Genomic DNA, 21,626 nt, shown 5'->3' on the forward strand with positions numbered 1-21,626 from the left:
ATAATTTTGCCCTTAAACTCAATATTTATCAACAATTAGCAATAAATCAGATTTTATGGAAGACAAGATAAATGCTTTTATGGATGAGGTAAAAGGGCGTAATAGCCATGAGCCGGAATTCATTCAAGCTGTGCAAGAAGTTGCCGAAACGGTTATTCCCTACATTAGTAATCATGAAATTTACAATGGAAAGAATATATTATTAAGAATGGTGGAGCCCGAAAGGTTAATTTCCTTTAGGGTTTCCTGGGTGGATGATGACGGTGAAATACATGTAAATAGAGGTTATAGGATCCAAATGAATTCTGCCATTGGTCCTTATAAAGGCGGGCTTAGGTTTCATCCTACTGTAAATGCAAGCGTCCTGAAGTTCCTGGCCTTTGAACAGGTTTTTAAAAATAGCCTTACAACCCTGCCTATGGGAGGAGGAAAAGGAGGATCGGATTTTGATCCAAAAGGAAAATCTGATGATGAGGTAATGCGTTTTTGCCATGCGTTTATGACGGAGCTTTGTAGGCACATTGGCCCCAATACGGACGTGCCTGCAGGTGATATTGGTGTTGGTGCAAGGGAAATAGGCTTTCTGTTCGGAATGTATAAAAAGATCAGAAATGAGTTTACCGGGGTATTGACCGGGAAGGGTCTTTCTTGGGGCGGTTCTAAAATACGGCCAGAAGCTACAGGATACGGAACCGTTTATTTTGCCCAAAGTATGTTGCAATCCAAAAAGGATGATGTAAAGGGCAAGACTGTGGTAATTTCCGGATCGGGAAATGTGGCGCAGTATGCTGCTGAAAAAGTGATTCAACTGGGAGGTAAGGTGGTTACCCTTTCGGATTCTGGAGGTTATATTTATGACAAGGACGGTATTGATGAGGAAAAACTGGCCTTTGTTATGGAGATTAAAAACAAAAAACGCGGAAGAATTTCGGATTATCTGGATAAATATAAATCCGCAGAATTCCATAAAGGAAAGACGCCTTGGGAGGTGCCCTGCGCTATAGCCTTGCCGTGTGCAACCCAAAACGAGTTGGACGGGAAGGATGCCAAGATCTTGTTGAAAAATGGATGTATCTGTGTGGCCGAAGGCGCTAATATGCCATCGACCCCTGAAGCAATACATGCTTTTCATGAAGCTAGAATACTATTTGCCCCGGGAAAGGCATCCAATGCAGGTGGGGTGGCCACCTCAGGTTTGGAAATGTCACAGAACTCCTTGCGTATTAGTTGGACCCGGGAAGAAGTAGACGAACGTCTTCAAAAAATAATGAAGGATATTCATGATTCCTGTATAGAATACGGAATGGACGACGATGGCTATTGCAACTATGTAAAGGGAGCAAATATTGCCGGGTTCGTAAAAGTCGCCGACGCTATGTTGGCGCAGGGAGTAATTTAAGGTTTAATAAGTCGACAGCCCATCACGGCATTGGCCGGTATTTGAAATTGAAATCCACGTGATTTCCAAGACCCTTAAGGTTTTATGACCTTAAGGGTCTCTTTGTATTATCTTTGCTCAAAGATATATTTGTAATGCAGGTTGCTACCAAAGGAATTGTTTTAACGTCCATTAAATACGGGGATACCAGTTTAATAGTCCGGATATTTACCTTTTCGGATGGGATAAAATCCTATCTGTTGAGAGGGGTCCTGGCTTCTAAAAAAGGGAAATTAAAAACCGCCTACTTTCAACCTTTGCTTCAATTGGATCTGATTGCCTCCCATAAGAACAAAGGAACCTTGGAAAGCATTACCGAGGCCAAGGTAAATTATCATTATCAGTCGCTGCACACGGATATTGCCAAGAATGCCCTAACATTTTTTTTGGCAGAAATGTTGAGCAATAGCATTCATGAGGAAGAGTCCAATGAAAGTCTGTTCAACTTTATTGAAGCGGCCTTGCAGTGGTTGGATGCCCATGATGAATTTGCAAATTTTCATCTCTATTTTGTGTTGTCTTTGACCAAATATTTTGGATTTTATCCGGACACCAATAATATGGACTATTTGTACTTTGACCTATTGGAGGGAGAGTTTGTAAAATCGCCCTCATTAAATCCAATCTTGGAAGGGGAGAATTTAAAACACTTTAAAGAACTTTTGGGCATAAATTTTGATGCAATACATACTATTAAACTTAACAAAAAGAACCGTCAGGAGCTCTTGAAAAGTCTTGTCCTTTATTTTGAATTACATTTGCAGGGATTTAGAAAACCGAAGTCATTGGCCGTGTTAAATGAAGTTTTTAGCTAATATGCAAAATTTAGTTTTCATAGTTGTCCTCCTAATATTTACAGGTGCTTTGGGGCAGGAAATTGTTATTTTGGACGAGGAAGACCATCAGCCGATACCCAATGTAATTGTTTATAACTGGGATAAGTCCAGAACGGCCCTTTCCGATTTTGATGGCAAATGCGACCTATCTAAATTTGATCTGGGAGAACGGATTACCTTCACGCATATTGGTTACCAAAACTATAGGAGTACCAAGTCACAAGTACTTAGAAAGGGTAAGCTCTACCTGGCATTGACAGCTGAGCAGTTGGATGAGGTGGTGATGTCTATCTCTAAATGGGAGCAGCAGAAAAAGGACATTCCTCAGAAAATATCCCTGATGAATGCCAAAACTATAGAATTTACGGCCTCCCAAACCTCGGCAGATCTCCTTCAAAATAGTGGAAAAGTCTTTGTTCAGAAAAGTCAACTTGGAGGCGGCAGTCCAATGATAAGGGGTTTTGCAACCAATAGATTGTTGCTTTCCGTAGACGGAGTTCGTATGAACAATGCAATTTTTAGGGGGGGTAATATTCAAAATGTGATTTCAATTGATCCCTTTACCATTAAAAGCACCGAGGTTATTTTTGGTCCTGGGTCGGTAATTTATGGTTCCGATGCCATTGGTGGGGTCATGAATTTTTATACCTACAATCCTCAATTTTCAAAGACGGATAGTTTACAGGTCTTTGGGAAATCCAATTATAGGTACTCTTCAGCCAATAACGAAAATACTTTTCATGTAGATTTCAATTTGGGCAAAAAGGAATGGGCGTTCCTGAGCAGCCTTACCTATAACAACTTTGGGGATCTTAAAATGGGGTCCCATGGACCTTCCTCCTATTTAAGGAACAATTATGTAGTTACCGAAAATGGGCAGGATGAATTAAGGGAAAATGGGAATACCAAAAAGCAAGTGCCCTCTGGGTTCGATCAAATTAATGTTATGCAAAAAGTGCTTTTTAGGCCCAATAACAATTGGAATATCAATCTAGGCGCATATTATTCCGAAACTTCCGATTATTCCAGATATGATAGGCTTATTAGACCGTCACGGGATGGACTTGGCCTACGTTCGGCAGAATGGTTTTACGGCCCACAGAAATGGTTTATGGGGAACCTGCAATTTTATAAAAATGGAAAGGGAAAGTTTTATGACGGACTAAAAATAACCACCGCCTATCAAAATTTTGTGGAGAGTAGGTATGATAGGGATTTTGGGGAGGCCATAAGGTATGGGACCAAGGAGAATGTGGATGCTATTTCTGCGAACGTGGATTTTGAAAACAAACGTATTGGAAACCTTAGGCTTTACTATGGGGGAGAATATATTTTTAATAAAATTGGTTCTACCGGAAATGAGTTTAATATAGAGACTATGACTAGCTCCTCTAGTGCATCCAGATATCCGGATAATTCTACCTGGCAAACCCTTGCAGGTTATATCAGCGGTGAACTAAGGGCCAAGCCTAACTTTACATTGCTATCCGGGCTTAGATATAGCCATGTTTGGATAGATGCGGTTTTTGACCAAACTTTTTATTCTTTTCCCTTTAATGATGCCGATCTTAGTACAGGAGCTTTAACCGGAAGTTTGGGATTTAGTTGGTTTCCAAAATCGGATTTGCAGTTGACCTTTAATGGATCTACGGGCTTTAGGGCCCCGAACATAGATGATGTTGGTAAAATATTCGATTCTGAGCCCGGGTCTGTTGTAGTTCCCAATCCTGACTTGGAGCCGGAGTATGCCTATAATTTGGAGGTGGGGGTCCAGAAGAATTTCAAGGATAAATTAATGTTAAAGGGAGCCTCCTTTTATACTTATTTAGTAGACGCCCTTGTCCGAAGGGATTTTCAATTTAATGGTAACACGGAAATAAATTACAATGGCGAATTACATAATGTCCAGGCAATACAGAATGCGGCAAAGGCTTATGTTTACGGTTTTGAATTTGGATTGGACGCCTTTCTCACAGAAAGTCTATCGGTAAACGCCAACCTTACCCTTACCGAGGGGATAGAGGAAGAACAGTACGGTACGGATACCCCGGGCAGACATGTAGCCCCAACTTTTGGCGATTTTCATATCGTTTGGAAGAATCAAAAACTAAAAACAGATCTTTTTGTCAATTATAATGGGGAAATCAGTTATGGGGATATGTCAATGTCCGAAAGAACAAAGGACTATATTTACGCCGTAGATACAGACGGCAATCCTTATTCACCATCTTGGTATACTTTAAACTTTAGATCGCAATATCAACTCTCCAATGCCTTTAAGTTCACCGCCAATTTGGAAAATATTACCGATCAAAGATATCGTTCCTATTCTTCCGGAATCGTGGCGCCGGGAATCAATTTAATTTTGGGATTGGGCTATTCGTTTTAAAAAAAAGTCCGGTATTTAAATACCGGACTTAAGTTTTTATGAAAACAGGGAGAACTATTCCTGTATTTTCTCTTTTGCTTCCTCGGCTGCGGCCTTGGTCTTCTCCGCAGCCTTGGTAGCGGCATCTTTTACCTCGTTTCCTACCTCCTTGGCAACAGCTTTTGTTTTATCTACGGCATCGGTTGCCGCACCTTTAATATCCTCTCCTACCTCTTTGGCAGCGTCACCGGCCTTGTCAATGGCCTCATTACCGGCCTCTTTCATATCGTCTCCCATTTCTTTCGCATCTTCCATGGCTTCTGAGGCGGCGCCTTTAACCTCTTCCCCAACTTTCTTCATATCCTCCCCAACTTCTTTTAAGGCTTCATTTGTTTCTTCCATGGCATCTTTGGCCTTATCCTTTGTTTCTCTACACGATACAAACGAAACGCTGAGAGCTAGCATCAAAATTGAACTTAAAATTACTTTTTTCATGTTGTTAGTTTTAGAAATTAATGTGAATCTGATACCGATATATACGTAAAAATTGAGGATTTAGACCATATTTAATGTCCGATGATCAAAAAAATTGTAGGAAAATTAATCGTTTAGGTTTCTGTAAATCAGGTTTCTAGACAAGTATCAAATTTTCGGGGAAATTTTAATGGTAGGGGAAGGCTGGACTTGATTGTTATATAGGCAAATGTTTAAAACTAAATTATTATGAAGAATTATTTAAAGATTTCAGGATTGGCTTTAATAGCTTTAGTAGGAATGATGTCATGTAGCAAAAACGACGATGCTGCCATGGAGGGGGAATCGTATAATACATCCTTTGAAGTTACCGATGCACCCATAGATAATGCCGATGTAGAGGCAGTTTTTGTTACCATTACCAATGTTTCCGTAGACGGAAAGTCTTTAGAGGGATTTAATGCAACAACAGTAAACCTGGCCGCTTTGGTAAATGGTAAAACTGAAGCTTTAGGGAATTTGGATCTACAGGCAAAATCATATTCCAGTATTGTTTTTGAATTGGATTTTGATAAGGATGTAAATGGTGATGCTCCAGGTTGCTACGTAGAAAAGGCAAATGGAGAAAAAGATGCCTTGGTTGCTTCTTCTAACAAAATTACCATAAACGATACCTTTGAGGTGTTGGCCAACGCCACTAATGTAATCGTAATAGATTTTGATCTTAGAAAAACTATTAGGGAGGAGAAAGACGGATTGTCCAGCGATTTCAATTTTGTTACCATGGCAGAGCTTACTGCTGGGATAAGAACGGTAAACGCAGAATTGACCGGAAAAATATCTGGGAGTGCCAACGATGCCAATAACACATCGGACAAGATTATTGTCTATGCCTATGAAAAAGGAACCTTTAATGCCGATGTTGAAACTCAGGAAAAAGGGGAGAGCGAAGTTACCTTTGCCAATGCCGTAACCAGTGCAGAAGTAAAAGGCCTAAGTGGATCCTATAGTCTGGATTTTTTGGAGGAAGGGGAATACGAATTGATTTTTGCTTCCTATAAAGAAGATGATAACAGCGAGTTCTACTTCAATGCTTTGTTGGATGTGGAGTCTACCACAGGGCTTAATTTAGGGGCTATAGAGGTAAGCTCGGCCCTCCAAATAAGCGCAAATGTTACCGTAACCGGGACAAAATAATTTTAACAACAACTAAAATATTTAAAAAGCTCCTTTTCAAAGGGGCTTTTTGCTTTTAACAGAATCATTTTACGCCAAAAATCATTAGTTTTGCAAACTTAAAATGTAGCATTAGAAGCTGTTATTATGAAGTTTGCAGAATACAAGGGATTAGATTTACCGAAAGTCGCTGAGGAAGTATTGCACTATTGGAAGGAGAACAATGTTTTTGAGAAAAGTGTTACAAGCAGGGAAGGCAAGGATAGTTTTGTTTTTTATGAAGGACCACCTTCTGCAAATGGATTGCCTGGTATTCACCATGTAATGGCCAGGACCATTAAGGATATTTTTCCACGTTATAAGACCATGAAGGGGTTTCAGGTTAAACGCAAGGCCGGATGGGATACCCACGGACTCCCTATAGAATTGGGTGTGGAGAAGGAATTGGGAATTACCAAGGAAGACATTGGCACCAAAATATCTGTTGAGGAGTACAACGCAGCCTGTAAGAAGGCGGTTATGCGCTATACAGATGTATGGAACTCCATGACCGAAAGAGTAGGATATTGGGTAGATATGGAGGATCCATATATTACCTACAAATCCAAATATATGGAATCTGTTTGGTGGTTGCTCAAGCAGATTTACGACAAAGGACTTATTTATAAAGGATATACCATACAACCCTATTCCCCAAAGGCAGGAACAGGTTTAAGTTCCCACGAGTTAAATCAACCAGGGACCTATCAAGATGTTACGGACACTACCGTAGTAGCACAGTTTAAAGCGGATAAAACTACCTTGCCTCAGAATTTTCAGGAAGTAAGTGGTGATGTTTTATTGTTGGCATGGACCACCACACCTTGGACCCTGCCATCCAATACGGCATTGACCGTAGGTCCTAAGATTGATTATGTTGTGGTGAAGACCTTCAATCAATATACCTTTGAGCCCATGCATGTTGTCTTGGCCAAATCTTTGGTAGGAAAACAATTTAGCGGTAAATTTTTTGTGGCGGAAAGCGATGCCGATTTTGAAAACTTTTCACCCAAGGATAAGAAAATCCCTTACCAAGTCGTAGCTGGAGCAAAAGGACTGGACTTGGTTGGGACAAGATATGAGCAATTGTTGGACTATGCACAGCCTTATCAAAATCCAGAAAATGCCTTTAGGGTTATCGCTGGAGATTTTGTTACCACGGAAGACGGTACGGGGATTGTTCATACGGCACCAACTTTTGGGGCAGATGATGCCTTGGTGGCCAAACTTGCTGAACCGGAGGTGCCACCTATGTTGGTTTTGGATGAAAATAATAATCCAGTTCCTTTGGTAGATCTACAGGGTAGATTTAGGCCCGAAATGGGAGAGTACGCCGGTAAGTATGTAAAAAATGAATATTATGAAGAAGGTGAGGCCCCGGAGAGGTCTGTAGATGTTGAAATAGCCATTAAATTAAAGGAAGAGAACAGGGCCTTTAAGGTGGAAAAATACGTTCACAGTTATCCAAACTGTTGGCGTACGGATAAACCTATACTTTACTATCCCTTGGATTCATGGTTTATAAAGGTCACTGATATCAAGGATAGGATGTTCGATCTAAACCAGAACATCAATTGGAAGCCAAAGGCTACCGGAGAGGGAAGATTTGGCAATTGGCTGGCCAATGCCAATGATTGGAACCTGTCCCGTTCCCGTTATTGGGGAATTCCGCTACCTATATGGCGTACGGAAGATGGCAAGGAAGAATTGATGATAGGTTCTGTGGCCGAACTTAAGGAAGAAATGCAAAAAGCCTTAAAAGCAGAAATTCTTGAAAAGGATATTTTTGAGGATTTTGTTGTAGGCGATATGGGCGAGGACAATTATGACAAAATAGACCTGCATAAAAATATTGTGGACCAAATAACCTTGGTGTCGCCCTCTGGAAAACCAATGAAACGCGAAAGCGACCTTATAGATGTTTGGTTCGATAGTGGTTCCATGCCGTATGCCCAATGGCACTACCCTTTTGAGAATAAGGATTTAATAGATGAGGGAAAGACTTTTCCGGCCGATTTTATAGCCGAAGGGGTCGATCAGACCCGTGGTTGGTTTTACACCCTGCATGCTATAGCCACTATGGTATTCGATTCCGTGGCTTATAAAAATGTTGTTTCCAATGGCTTGGTTTTGGATAAGGAAGGTAAGAAAATGTCCAAGCGCTTGGGCAATGCAGTAGATCCTTTTGAGACCATGGATGAATTTGGGGCAGATGCCACACGTTGGTACATGATCTCCAATGCAAATCCTTGGGATAATTTAAAGTTCGATGTAGAGGGGATAGCAGAGGTAAAGCGTAAGTTTTTTGGTACCTTGTACAACACCTACTCTTTCTTTGCACTGTATACCAACATAGATGGTTTTGATTATTCGGAAGCGGATATTCCCCTAAATGAAAGGCCGGAAATAGACCAATGGATTTTATCTGAATTGCATTCCCTGATCAAGACTGTGGACGAGGCGTATGAAGAATACGAACCTACCAAGGCAACTAGGGCCATATCGGATTACGTACAGGAAAATCTTAGCAATTGGTACGTGCGTTTAAGTAGAAGACGTTTTTGGAAGGGGGATTATCAAAAGGATAAAATATCAGCTTACCAAACATTATATACTTGTTTGACCACCGTTGCAAAACTTTCTGCACCAGTAGCTCCATTTTATATGGATAGACTATACAAAGATTTAACAATTACGACACAGAAAGAGCCGTTTGAAAGTGTACATTTGGCCGATTTTCCTAAATATGATGCCTCATTGGTAAATAAGGAATTGGAAAGTAAAATGGCAAAGGCTCAGACCATTTCCTCCTTGGTGTTGTCCATTCGACAGAAGGAGAAGATTAAAGTACGGCAACCATTGCAAAAGATAATGATTCCGGTGTTGGACAATAAGCAAAGGTTGGAAATTGAAGCTGTGGCCGGTTTAATAAAGTCGGAAGTGAACGTGAAGGAGATAGAATTGCTGGATGACGCTTCGGGAATTTTGGTTAAGCAAATTAAGCCTAACTTTAAAACTTTAGGCCCAAAATTTGGGAAGGATATGAAGTTGATTGCCAGTGCTGTGGCACTATTAAATCAAAATGATATCCAGAAAATTGAACAGGAAGGCGAAATTTTGCTGCATTTTGATAATAAAAGTATTACTTTACAGTTACAGGATGTAGAAATTTCCTCCCAAGATATAGAAGGTTGGTTGGTAGCAAGTTCAGGTCCAATAACGGTGGCCTTGGATGTTTCTATCAATGAGGACCTTAGAAAGGAAGGTATTGCTAGGGAACTAGTCAATAGAATTCAAAACCTTAGAAAGGAATCTGGTTTTGAAGTGACAGATAAAATAGATATTAAATTATTGAAAAATGGATTTGTCCAGGACGCGGTAGAAAGTAATATGGCATATATTAAAACCGAAACCTTGGCAGCAGAACTTAATTTTGAAGAAAGCATGGACAATGGAATTGAAGTGGCTTTTGACGAAGTTAATACCAGATTGTTTATAGTAAAACATTAAGATTATGGCCGAAGAATTAAAAGTAAGGTACGCGGATAAGGATTTAAACGAGTTTAAAGTCCTAATCGAGGAAAAAATTGAAAAAGCAAAAAGTCACTTGGAACTTTTAAAGAGTTCTTATATGAATGATGGCAATAACGGAACGGATGATACGTCCCCAACATTCAAGGCTTTTGAAGAAGGCTCTGAAACAATGAGCAAGGAAGCAAATACGCAATTGGCCATTCGTCAGGAGAAATTTATTAGGGACTTAAAGAACGCCTTGTTGCGTATAGAGAACAAAACCTATGGCATTTGCCGAGTTACTGGAAAGCTGATCAGCAAAGAGCGACTTAAGCTGGTGCCACATGCAACGCTGAGTATTGAAGCGAAAAATATGCAATCCTAAATAAAAACGCCTTTTAAGGCGTTTTTTTATGATATGAGACTAGTTGTCGTTGTTTTCTTCTTATTGGGCTGTTGTATTTTACAGGCCCAAAAAAAAGTCGTCAAGACCATTGAAAAGCCCAATGTCTCTTTTGTTCAGATCGATGGCAAGAATTGTTTTTCCCTAGCTTTGGAAACGGTTGATAATCCAAACATAACGGTTGAGGCTTCAATAGACGGGGAGTATTTACAGGATTTATTGGTAAATGTAAAACAAGAGGGGGCCACTATCTTGGTCAGTACCGGTTTTCAGCCCAATTTTGTTTTTCCGAACGATAAATTAAGTGCCCATAAGGTTATTTCCATTTCCTTGAAGATATCAATCCCCAAAAATATGGATGTTAACGTATACGGTACTAGCACCAGTGTGGGCGTTATAGGGCATTATGGCAACCTAAAAATTAGTTTGTCCGATGGCAAATGTACCTTAAATGGCAGGGGCGAAAATGTGGAGGTCAATACCCTAAGTGGAAATATTGACCTTATTACTACCAAGGGCCAAATTAGGGCTACCTCAAAATATGGGAAAATTAAACGGGAAATGATTGCCTCCGGGGATGATCATTTTACGCTGAATTCGGTAACAGGAAATATCAGCATAAGGAAAACCGAATAATATGTTTATTTTTGCCGAATCTATTTTTTAAATAATGAGTTTAAAGAAATCCCTAGTAATCATAATAGCAATTCTTGCTATAGACCAGATAAGCAAAGTATATATTAAGACAAACTTTGTTTTAGGAGAGTCTGTAGATGTCTTTAGTTGGTTCAAGATTTTGTTCATAGAAAACGAAGGGGCTGCTTGGGGAACCAAACTAAGCGATTTATTGCCTATATCTGATGAAGTAGGAAAACTGATACTTACTATATTTCGATTGTTTGCCATTGTTGGGATAGGTTATTGGTTGTTTGATACTATAAAAAAGAATTCTTCCAAAACCTTAATACTGGCGGTATCCCTTATTTTCGCGGGAGCACTCGGGAACATATTGGATTCTGTTTTTTACGGCATGATCTTTAACGATAGCTATTCACAAGTAGCCACGGCATTTTCTTCGGAACCCTACGGAAGTATATTTCATGGCAAGGTGGTAGATATGCTCTACTTTCCTATGATAGACTCCGTTTGGCCAGATTGGGTGCCAGTGGTAGGGGGAAATAATTTTCGTTTTTTCGAGCCCGTTTTTAATATAGCGGATACGGCAATTAGTACCGGTGTGGGTATATTAATTGTATTTAATAAAAAGGCCTTTGGGGAAGATAAGGAGGAAGTTAAAACGAATAAATCCGATCAGGAGTAACGCAAAAATTTAAAGGAATATCGTGGGGTTCCAAATCCTCAATTTTTTCTTCTGCCCTAAAAAAGGAGAGCCCTACCTTAACAACATCGGGCCTGCACTTGTTCAGTAGAACATCATAGAATCCTTTGCCGTAACCAACTCTATGACCCTTTTGGTCAAAAGCCATCAACGGTATAAAAACAACATCTATTTTTTCTGGGGGTACCTCAATGCCATCTACCGGTTCAGGGATGTTCCAGCGATTTTTCTTTATGGGCGTACTATCGGTAAGTAAATAATTGATAAGATTTTGGTCATCCACCATTTTCGGAAGTAGGATATTTTTATCCTTACCCTGTAAAATGGACATGATATAACTGGTGTCGACTTCCTTTTTCTCGGTTATGGAAAGGAATAGATGATAATAGGAATAATTCCAAATGGGTAATTGAAGCAGCCGGTTGGCTATCAATAAGCTTGAATCTGAAATGAATTGTGAAGTAAGATTTTCTCGGCGTTCGGAGTAGATTAAACGCAAATCTTTTTTCAACATAGGGGTTGGTTAAACTCGGGGCTTTTAGGGGGGCAGGGTTTAATTAGGAAAACTATTCCTTAGAGGCCACTGCGTAATAAATTTTGAAAAAAAGCATAAGAATTAAATATGTGCCCAAGGTTATTATATAGTTGTCCATGCGTTAAATATTTTTTGATTTTCTAAATATAAATAAAAAAACATAAAAAGCTCCATAAAGGGTATCGTTTTATCGATGAAATACATCATTTTTAACAAATAATTTGGTTTTTAAATTATTTGTTAAGTGAATTTTATTGTTAAAGTTTGATAAATCGTTGTAAATCAATATTTTATAAAATAGTGTACGATAACGTTAAATTTTGGTAACTGTGTAGTTAATCGATAATTTTTTTGGACTTATCGAATTTTATTGGATGGAATGTTGGATTTAGACTAAGGGAAGTCCTACTTTTTACTTGAGGAATATAATTATAAAAATGGGAGGTTTCCATAATTTTACCGAGAGATCGCGGTAGCGGAGTTAAAAAACTATAATCTTTGTGTCCTTTGGGAAAAACACTGTAATTTTCCTTTTTAAAGAAAAAATTTATCTGAATACATGTCCCATATACCTATAGAAGTACAGTTAAGTTCGCTTCCTACCAATCCCGGGGTATATCAGTTTTATGATGTGGAGGACAAGATTTTATATGTTGGCAAGGCTAAAAATTTAAAAAAAAGGGTTAGCTCCTATTTTAATAAAACGCACGAGCAAGGAAAGACCCGTGTTCTGGTAAAGAAAATTAGAAGTATTAAGCACATAGTGGTGCCAACGGAATCCGATGCGCTTTTGCTGGAGAATAATCTAATTAAAAAATACCGTCCTAGGTACAATGTTTTGCTTAAGGATGATAAAACTTTTCCATGGATTTGCATAAAAAATGAAAAGTTTCCAAGAATCTTTCCCACCAGGAAATTTATCAAGGATGGATCCGAGTATTTTGGACCGTACACAAGCATGAAAACCATTCATACCTTGTTGGATCTGATAAAAAGTGTTTACCCTCTGCGGACCTGTAACTATGACCTTGCGCATGATAAAGTCGCTGCCGGGAAATATAAGGTCTGCCTGGAGTACCATTTGGGAAATTGTAAGGGACCTTGTGAAGGGTATCAAACGGAGGAGGAATATAACCGGCAAATACAGGAGATCAGGGAAATTATAAAAGGTAATTTTAAGTCATCACTCCACTATTTTAAAAGTCGCATGAAATTGCTGGCCCAGGAGATGAAGTTTGAAGAGGCACAGCTTATAAAGGATAAGATAGAGGTTCTGGAAAACTATCAGGTAAAGACCACCATTGTAAATCCTAAAATCAATAATGTGGATGTGTTTACTATAATTTCCGATGAGGCTTTTGCGTATGTGAATTTTCTGCAATTGTCCCATGGCTCCATTATACGTTCCCATACTTTGGAAATCAAGAAGAAATTGGATGAAACGGATGAGGATTTACTCCAATTGGCAATTATCGAAATTAGGCAACGCTTCAATTCCCATTCAAAGGAGATTTACGTGCCGTTTGAGGTTACCTTGGAATCACACCTAAAGGTAGTAGTGCCTAAACTGGGAGATAAAAAAAAGATCTTGGAACTATCGGAACGCAACGCTAAATTCTTTAGGCAGGATAGGTTTAAGCAAATAAAGATCATTGACCCGGACAGGCATACCAACAGGATAATGGGGCAAATGAAAATGGATTTGCGACTATCCATGGAACCGAGGCATATAGAGTGTTTTGATAATTCCAACATTCAGGGAAGCAATCCCGTGGCGGCCTGTGTTGTTTTTAAAGACGGAAAACCTTCAAAAAAGGAGTACCGCCATTATAATATTAAGACTGTAGAAGGTCCGGATGACTTTGCCTCTATGGAGGAAGTTGTTTTTAGACGTTATAAGCGACTTTTGGAAGAAGACCAGTCATTACCACAACTTATTGTTATTGATGGAGGTAAGGGTCAGCTGTCGTCTGCCCTTAAAAGTTTGGATGCCCTTGGGTTAAGAAGGAAGATAGCCATAATAGGTATCGCCAAAAGATTGGAGGAAATATACTTTCCGGAAGATCCTATTCCTTTATATTTGGATAAAAAGTCCGAATCGTTGAAGATAATTCAACAATTGCGAAATGAAGCCCATAGATTTGGCATTACCTTTCATAGAAACAAGAGAAGTAAGGCTGCCATTAATTCGGAACTGGAAAGTATTGAAGGGATAGGGAATAAAACCGTGGAAGAGTTGTTGAAAAACTATAAATCCGTAAAAAGAATAAAAGAGGCCAGTTTGGAGAATTTGGCCCAAACCATTGGAATGTCCAAAGCCAAGAAAATATATGAAACCTTTCATTAAACCACCATATTAACTGTATGCTAAAGTCGCTTCTTATATATTGTGTGTTAATTTTTCCGCTGTTTATCCTTTCTCAGGAACCTTTGGAAAATAAGGATATAAAAGTTGGGCTGGTGTTGAGTGGGGGCGGTGCTAAAGGGTTGGCGCATATTGGTGCCCTTAAAGTTATTGAAGAGGCCGGGGTTAAAATAGACTATATAACAGGAACCAGTATGGGGGCCATTGTTGGGGCGCTCTACGCTTCGGGTTATTCTGCAAAGGAATTGGATTCCATATTTAAAAGTACCGATTTCGAGTCGTTGATTCAGGACAATGTACCTAGAAGCGCCAAAACATTTTATGAGAAGGAAGATTCGGAAAGATACGCCCTAACGCTCCCGTTCAACAAGTTTAAAATTTCAATTCCCCAAGCCATTTCTGGAGGTCAAAGTATATACAACGAGTTCGTTAGGTTGCTGTTCCATGTTAAGGATGTTGAGGATTTTAGTAAACTTCCAATCCCTTTCTTATGTGTTGCCACGGATGTGGAAACTGGAGATCAGGTATTGTTGGACAAAGGCTATTTGCCAGAGGCAATTCTAGCTAGTGGTACGTTTCCCTCTCTTTTTAGACCCGTAGAAATCAATGGAAGAGTGTTGATTGACGGGGGTGTGGTAAATAATTATCCCATAGGCGAATTAAAGAAGATGGGTGCCGATGTGGTCATAGGTGTGGATGTACAGCATGGGCTGTCCGATAGGGAATCCTTGTTGAGTGCTACGGAAATACTGCTGCAGATCAATAATTACAGAACGGTAAGGGATATGCAAAAGAAATCGGCCCAAACGGACATATATATCACCCCGGATATCAAGGATTACTCCGTGATAGATTTTGACATGGGTAAAGTAATCATTGATAGGGGCGAGGAAGCAGCTAAACTGCATTTGGCGGAATTGTATAAAATTGCCAAAGACCCCAATATGAAGAGGCAAAAAATAATTGCTGCAGGGATAAATGATACGCTTTTGGTCAATGAATTGACCATACAAGGGAATTATAATTATTCCAGGGCCTACATCAAGGGTAAATTAAGATTTAACGTAGATGATAAAATAACCTTTAAAAAACTGCAGCAGGGGATCAACAATTTGTCTGCCACAGGAAACTTTAGGTCCATTAAATACGAATTGCTCAATAATGGGGAAGGGGTGGAGCTGCTTTTGAACGTTAAGGAAAACCCTGATAAGATGTTCATTCGTCTAGGGGTTCATTTTGATGATCTTTATAAAAGTGCGGGAATAGTAAATCTTACGAGGAAAAATGTTTTAATGGATGATGATGTAGCCTCGGTAGATTTTATCATTGGGGATAATCTCAGGTACAATTTGGAATATTATGTGGACAAAGGCTTTTATTGGAGTTTTGGGATAAATTCCAGGTTCGACGATTTTAACAAGGAGATAGATTTCGATCTGATAAAATCCAATTTTGATGTCGATAATAGTTCCAATATTCGAAAAATAAACCTAAGTGCCTCGGATCTGACCAATCAAGTGTATTTACAAACGGTAATAGAAGAAGAGTTTGCCTTTACCATTGGATTGGAACATAAATTACTTAAATATAGCACCAAAACATTGGGGCAGGTAGATACCACTAGCACTTCTACAACAGCCAATAAGAGAACCTATTTTGAAAAAAGTAATTATTATAGCACCTATGGGCAGCTTACCTTTGACACCTATGATGATGTTTACTTTCCTACCAAAGGGCTGTTCTTTGACGGGGACTTTCATTTTTATGTCCTATCATCGGATTTTAATGATAATTTCAAGGAGTTTTCAATAGGCAAGGCAAGGATGGGAGGAGCATTTTCCTTGGCCAGAAACATATATCTTAACCTGGAAACTGAAGGTGGTTTTAAATGGGGTATATCCCCAATTACCTCCCTCGATTTTATATTGGGGGGATATGGCAACCATTTAGTGAATAATGTAGTCCCTTTTTATGGTTACGATTTTTTAAGTTTGGTAGGGAACAGCTATGTAAAGGCATATGGCAGACTGGATTTTGAATTTGTGCCCAAGAACCACATATTAATGGCAGCAAACGTAGCCAATGTAGGCGATGACCTTTTTAGAACCGCAGATTGGTTCAAAGCTCCCGAATTTTCGGGCTATGCACTGGGCTATGGCTTCGAATCCTTTATAGGCCCTATTCAAGTGATTTATTCCTATTCCCCCCAAATTAAGGAAAACCACTTCTTTTTTAGTATTGGGTATTGGTTTTAGGGGGTGTCTTTTGAAATCAAAAGGTAAGCTCTTAACACTTTAAGCCAACAATTATTCCGATATTTGTTAAACAGGATTTTGATCATGCTACAATTTAGGATTGATATTACGGCCCATCTTAGGGCCATGTGGTGATTTAAGGCGATTTGGAAGTAGTCCAAGTTTTATTTTCTGCTTATTGGGCTACCTTCTGCTACTGGCTAAGGACTTGGCTAATTATGTATTAAATCAATTCAAAAATCTATTACTATGGCAACTACCGATAAAACCTCTTTAAAATTAACAAAGGAAAATCTGGATGCTCAGGATTTTTTACCTCTGCTTGGCACCGATTATGTAGAACTGTATGTGGGCAATGCTAAACAAGCCGCATATTACTACATGGCTGCATGGGGATTTCAACCCGTGGCATATGCGGGACTGGAAACAGGGTTAAAAGATAGAGTTTCCTATGTGGTACAACAGGACAAGATTAGACTGGTATTGACTTCACCATTAAAGTCGGGTGGGGATATCAATAGGCATATAGATGCCCATGGCGATGGGGTAAAGGTAATTGCATTGTGGGTAGACGATGCTAGGGAGAGTTATGTGGAAACAATGAAGCGGGGGGCCGAAAGCTACTTTGAGCCCAGGGCAAAAAGGGATAAGGACGGGGAAGTGGTCACCTCCGGTATCCATACCTATGGAGAAACGGTGCATGTTTTTGTGGAACGCAAGAATTATAAGGGGGCATTTATGCCAGGGTTTAGGCCATGGAATCCTTTTTATAAACCAACGGATGTTGGATTGAAGTATATAGACCACATTGTAGGCAATGTAGGATGGAACGAAATGAACAAATGGTGCCAGTTCTACGCTAAAGTAATGGGGTTTGCCCAATTGGTCTCCTTTGATGATAAGGATATATCAACGGAATACACGGCGCTAATGAGCAAGGTAATGAGTAATGGGAACGGCAGAATTAAATTCCCGATCAATGAGCCCGCAGATGGGAAAAAGAAATCACAAATTGAGGAGTACATAGAATTTTATAACGGTGCAGGGGTGCAGCATATGGCATTGGCGACCGACAATATTATTGAAACGGTTAGCGCTCTAAAAAATAGGGGGGTGGAGTTTCTTAACGTCCCTTCCAGTTATTATGAGGATGTATTGGATAGGGTAGGTACTATAGACGAGGATTTGGTTCCTCTAAGTGAGCTGGGAATACTAATAGACAGGGATGATGAGGGGTATTTGCTCCAAATTTTTACAAAACCTATTTTGGACAGGCCTACCATGTTCATTGAAATAATCCAGAGGAAGGGCGCAAAATCTTTTGGGAAGGGAAATTTTAAGGCGTTGTTCGAGGCTATAGAGCGGGAACAAGAGTCACGAGGAACCTTATAATAAGGGTCCTTTTCTTAACTTTTTGCCAATTTTGGGTGCCTTATTATTAAATTGTGTTAATAGAATCGTTAAAGTAAGTTAAATCCTATTTTTAAAGCGAATCTTGTATTAAATTTGTCCTCGTAAGGGGTGGTTCCCTTACAACTTTAAGTATTGGTTTTTCATAATTTAAAGTTTGGTTGGTTATTTAGGAAAAGCCCAGTTTTACGACTGGGCTTTTTTTGTGGGCAAAATTTTGGAACAAATTTTGTTTAACTAATATCAAATAAAAGAAAAGTAAAATCGTTTTTATTAATTTTACAGAAGTAATAAGGTGTTACATAGGCTATTGCAATTTATGGCCTTGGCCATCACATTCAAGATCGCCTATGCATTGGATAGGTAGAAAGTACATTTATGCCTGCTGTAATTAGATGAATTTAAACAGATGAAAAAGATTTGCATTGTACTGGTTTTAATTTTTGGATTTACTATCAATTCCCAAGTTCAACAACTGGAAAATGATGGCGACTTTCATTTGCCTGAAAATACAGAAAATACATCGGCTTTTAAAATTGGGGAATGGTTGAAGTTTAGGATTCATTATGGATTCCTAAATGCCAGTTATGCCACCTTACAGGTAAAATCGCATGAGTTGGACGGTGTTCCGGTCTATCATGTGGTAGGGAACGGTAAGACTACCGGTTTTGCCAGTATATTTTTTAAGGTGGATGACACTTATGAGAGCTTTTTTGACAAAAAGGATGGTAAGCCCTATAAATTTATTAGAAAAATTGATGAAGGCGGATATACCAAGGATATTGAGGTGAATTTTGACCACGAGAAGGATATTGCGGTATTAAACGATAAAAAAAAGGATAAAAAGTTTAATTTTACCATTCAAGAGGGTATTCAGGATTTGGTTTCGGCCTTTTATTTTCTCCGTAACAACTATAAAGTAGAAGAGTTGGTAGAGGGGGAGTCCATAGAATTGGATCTTTTGTACGATGATGACGGGGTTTTTAAGTTTAAACTTAAATACTTGGGCAAGGAGGTTTTAAGAACAAAGTACGGGAAGGTCGAATGTTTAAAATTTAGGCCCTATGTACAATCCGGACGGGTTTTCAAGGAACAGGAAAGTTTGTCCCTTTGGGTGTCCAATGACAATAATAGGATCCCTATTAGGATACAGGCAGAATTGAGTGTTGGGTCTATAAAGGCAGATTTGGACGGATACAACGGACTCAAACATCAATTTAAAATAATAATGGATTAAAATGAATAAAGAGCATATTGATTCCCAGATTTCCAAACTAGAAGAAAAATACAAGGATTCTGGACAAGACTTAAGCTCTTATTTGGACGGTCTATTATATCAGCGATATCTTACTTATTGGGATTATATCCATCTGGATACTTTGCTAAGTATCCAAGTGCCCAGAACACATTTTCCGGACGAGGAGATCTTTATAATGTACCATCAGATAACCGAATTGTACTTTAAGCTTATCCTGCACGAACAAAAGCAAATTGTAGACGATAAGACCCAGGATGTTGACTTTTTTATCGAGAAGGCAGATCGGATCAATAGTTACTACAAGGTGTTGATATCTTCCTTCAGTGTTATGATAAAAGGTATGCAGCGGGAACAATTTATGCAGTACAGAATGGCGCTGCTTCCGGCCAGTGGATTCCAATCCGCCCAATACAGAATGATAGAGCTTTATGCTACCCCTATGGAGAATCTTGTGCATTTCTCAGAAAGGGATAATTTTTCCTCAAAAAATTCTATTGAGGAATTGTACGAGCATATTTATTGGAAAAAAGGGGCTACCGATGTGGTTACAGGTGAGAAAACTTTGACCTTAAAGCAATTCGAATATCGTTACACACCCAGGCTGATACGTATAGCCAATGAGGTGAAGAACAGTACTATATATCATAAATACCAGCAGTTACCGCAAAAAAGTAAGGATAATAAAACCTTGGTTGAAGCGTTAAAAGCTTTAGACGTTAATGCCAACATAAATTGGCCACTAATGCACATGGGGTCGGCATATCGTTATTTGACCAAAGACAATGCGCAAATTGATGCCACTGGCGGAACAAATTGGAAGGAATATTTGCCACCAAGTTTCCAGAAAGTTGTATTTTTTCCAGAATTGTATACAAAACAAGAGTTAAATAATTGGGGAAAACAATGGGTAGACCATATCTTTAACCCAGAAAAAGTATAGAATAACAATGCAAAAATATTGGGGCCTAGTTTTTAGTTTATTATTTATTGTTTCCTGTAAGGAGGATAAACCGGTTACAGACGAAATAGCTGAGGTGGTAACCATAGAGAAACCTGTGATAGTAAAAGAATTCGGGTTTAATCTGGACGATTTTGAGGTCTTGCGCGACACTGTCAAAAACGGGGATAGCTTTGGTGAGCTAATGTTAAGAAATAGCGTGGAATACCCAAAGATTGCAAGAGTATCGGAACATTTCCGTGATACTTTCGATGTTAGGAAAATTGTTGTTGGCAAACCTTATCTTATTTTGAAGTCCAAGGACACGGCCAACAATGCCCAGGTATTTATCTATCAAAATGATCCCATTAACTATACGGTGGTCGATTTTAGGGACAGCGTCCTGGCCTATAAGAAAAAGCAAAAGGTAAAATATGTGGAGCGCGAAGCCTCTGGAATTATTGAATCTTCATTGTCCGAAGCAATATTGAAACAGGGTATTGATTACAACGTTACCAACAGTTTATCTGAAATTTACGCTTGGACCATAGATTTCTTTAGACTTCAGAAAGGGGACAGGTTCAAGGTTATTTACAAGGAGAAATATATCAATGATACTATTTATGCTGGAGCCAGCGGTATAGAAGCCGCTTATTTTGAGCACAATGGAGAACCATTCTACGCCTTTAATTTTGTGTCCGATTCTACCAAAAACATAAATGACTATTATGATGATCAGGCCAAAAACCTTAGACGTACATTTTTACAGTCGCCTGTACAGTTTAGCAGAATTTCCTCCAGATATAATTTAAACAGAAGAATTGCCTATTATGGATATAAGGTAAGGCCGCATAAGGGAACGGATTATGCAGCTCCTATTGGAACCCCTATCCTAGCTACTGCCAATGGTACCGTTACGGAATCCACAAGGAGAGGTGGCAATGGTAAATATGTCAAAATTCAGCACAATGGCACCTATAGCACCCAGTATCTGCATATGAGGAAACAGCATGTGAAGAAAGGGGATTTTGTAAAGCAGGGAGATGTAATAGGTGAGATTGGAATGACAGGTAATACCGGAGGTCCACACGTATGTTATCGATTTTGGAAAAATGGGCAACAGGTAGATCCGCTAAAGGAAAAATTGCCGGCTGCCGAACCTATTGCGGATAGCCTAAAAACTGCTTATTTGGATTTTGTAGGGCCTAAGAAAAGTCAATTGGATTGTATTGAATACATAGAATTACCGGAAGAAGATTTGCTAACACTCAACGAATAAC

The 21,626-nt window shown here is 39.2% G+C and carries 16 protein-coding genes; 14 read left to right on the forward strand and 2 right to left on the reverse strand.

Annotation, left to right across the window (positions count from 1 at the left end):
- Positions 1-55: 55 nt before the first annotated feature.
- The 3 genes from gdhA (at position 56) to BUA60_RS03825 (ending at position 4,663) form a co-directional block, all read left to right on the forward strand.
- On the forward strand, positions 56-1,399 hold the full coding sequence (gdhA, locus tag BUA60_RS03815; protein WP_072860378.1) for an NADP-specific glutamate dehydrogenase: 1,344 nt from the start codon (positions 56-58) through the stop codon (positions 1,397-1,399).
- Between the two features lie 134 nt (positions 1,400-1,533).
- Positions 1,534-2,253, forward strand: coding sequence for a DNA repair protein RecO (recO, locus tag BUA60_RS03820; protein WP_072860379.1), 720 nt, complete (start codon positions 1,534-1,536; stop codon positions 2,251-2,253).
- 1 nt (position 2,254) lies between these two features.
- The gene (locus BUA60_RS03825) at positions 2,255-4,663 is read left to right on the forward strand and encodes a TonB-dependent receptor plug domain-containing protein (RefSeq protein ID WP_072860850.1); all 2,409 of its coding nucleotides are present in this window, start codon (positions 2,255-2,257) and stop codon (positions 4,661-4,663) included.
- A gap of 54 nt (positions 4,664-4,717) precedes the next feature.
- Here BUA60_RS03825 and BUA60_RS22965 read toward each other — a convergent pair whose 3' ends face one another.
- A complete protein-coding gene (locus BUA60_RS22965; RefSeq protein WP_072860380.1) occupies positions 4,718-5,137 on the reverse strand; it encodes a hypothetical protein in 420 nt (139 codons plus the stop codon).
- 228 nt (positions 5,138-5,365) lie between these two features.
- Here BUA60_RS22965 and BUA60_RS03835 point away from each other — a divergent pair, with 228 nt between their 5' ends.
- The 5 genes from BUA60_RS03835 to BUA60_RS03855 all read left to right on the forward strand — a co-directional run bounded on the left by BUA60_RS03835 (position 5,366) and on the right by BUA60_RS03855 (position 11,568).
- Complete coding sequence (locus tag BUA60_RS03835) at positions 5,366-6,313, forward strand: DUF4382 domain-containing protein (protein ID WP_072860381.1); 948 nt, start codon at positions 5,366-5,368, stop codon at positions 6,311-6,313.
- A 126-nt stretch (positions 6,314-6,439) separates the two neighbouring features.
- Positions 6,440-9,841, forward strand: a complete 3,402-nt coding sequence (gene ileS / locus BUA60_RS03840; protein ID WP_072860382.1) for an isoleucine--tRNA ligase — start codon at positions 6,440-6,442, stop codon at positions 9,839-9,841.
- A gap of 4 nt (positions 9,842-9,845) precedes the next feature.
- A complete protein-coding gene (locus BUA60_RS03845; RefSeq protein WP_031445713.1) occupies positions 9,846-10,229 on the forward strand; it encodes a TraR/DksA family transcriptional regulator in 384 nt (127 codons plus the stop codon).
- Positions 10,230-10,262: 33 nt separating this feature from the next.
- Entirely contained in the window at positions 10,263-10,883 is a 621-nt protein-coding gene (locus BUA60_RS03850) for a DUF4097 family beta strand repeat-containing protein (RefSeq protein ID WP_072860383.1), read from the forward strand.
- A gap of 34 nt (positions 10,884-10,917) precedes the next feature.
- Positions 10,918-11,568 (forward strand): lipoprotein signal peptidase, encoded by a 651-nt coding sequence (locus tag BUA60_RS03855; protein WP_072860384.1) that lies wholly within the window; start codon positions 10,918-10,920, stop codon positions 11,566-11,568.
- On the opposite strand, the gene BUA60_RS03860 is transcribed toward BUA60_RS03855, so the two are convergent.
- On the reverse strand, positions 11,540-12,100 hold the full coding sequence (locus BUA60_RS03860) for a 5-formyltetrahydrofolate cyclo-ligase (protein WP_072860385.1): 561 nt from the start codon (positions 12,098-12,100) through the stop codon (positions 11,540-11,542). The two genes, BUA60_RS03855 and BUA60_RS03860, sit on opposite strands and share 29 nt — an antisense overlap.
- A 580-nt stretch (positions 12,101-12,680) precedes the next feature.
- Between BUA60_RS03860 and uvrC the strand changes: the two genes are divergently transcribed.
- The 6 genes from uvrC (at position 12,681) to BUA60_RS03890 (ending at position 21,625) form a co-directional block, all read left to right on the forward strand.
- Positions 12,681-14,468 carry an excinuclease ABC subunit UvrC gene (uvrC, locus tag BUA60_RS03865; protein WP_072860386.1) on the forward strand — a complete coding sequence of 596 codons (1,788 nt, stop codon included), beginning with the start codon at positions 12,681-12,683 and terminating at the stop codon, positions 14,466-14,468.
- 17 nt (positions 14,469-14,485) lie between these two features.
- On the forward strand, positions 14,486-16,741 hold the full coding sequence (locus tag BUA60_RS03870) for a patatin-like phospholipase family protein (protein ID WP_072860387.1): 2,256 nt from the start codon (positions 14,486-14,488) through the stop codon (positions 16,739-16,741).
- Positions 16,742-16,990: 249 nt separating this feature from the next.
- On the forward strand, positions 16,991-18,133 hold the full coding sequence (gene hppD / locus BUA60_RS03875; RefSeq protein ID WP_072860388.1) for a 4-hydroxyphenylpyruvate dioxygenase: 1,143 nt from the start codon (positions 16,991-16,993) through the stop codon (positions 18,131-18,133).
- 427 nt (positions 18,134-18,560) lie between these two features.
- On the forward strand, positions 18,561-19,388 hold the full coding sequence (locus BUA60_RS03880) for a DUF3108 domain-containing protein (protein WP_072860389.1): 828 nt from the start codon (positions 18,561-18,563) through the stop codon (positions 19,386-19,388).
- A 1-nt stretch (position 19,389) separates the two neighbouring features.
- Complete coding sequence (locus BUA60_RS03885; protein WP_072860390.1) at positions 19,390-20,349, forward strand: tryptophan 2,3-dioxygenase family protein; 960 nt, start codon at positions 19,390-19,392, stop codon at positions 20,347-20,349.
- A 7-nt stretch (positions 20,350-20,356) separates the two neighbouring features.
- Positions 20,357-21,625: a peptidoglycan DD-metalloendopeptidase family protein gene (locus BUA60_RS03890; protein WP_072860391.1), complete on the forward strand. Its 1,269-nt coding sequence runs from the start codon at positions 20,357-20,359 to the stop codon at positions 21,623-21,625.
- Position 21,626: the final 1 nt, after the last annotated feature.

The organism is Arenibacter palladensis (assembly GCF_900129275.1).
Taxonomy (GTDB): Bacteria; Bacteroidota; Bacteroidia; order Flavobacteriales; family Flavobacteriaceae; genus Arenibacter; species Arenibacter palladensis.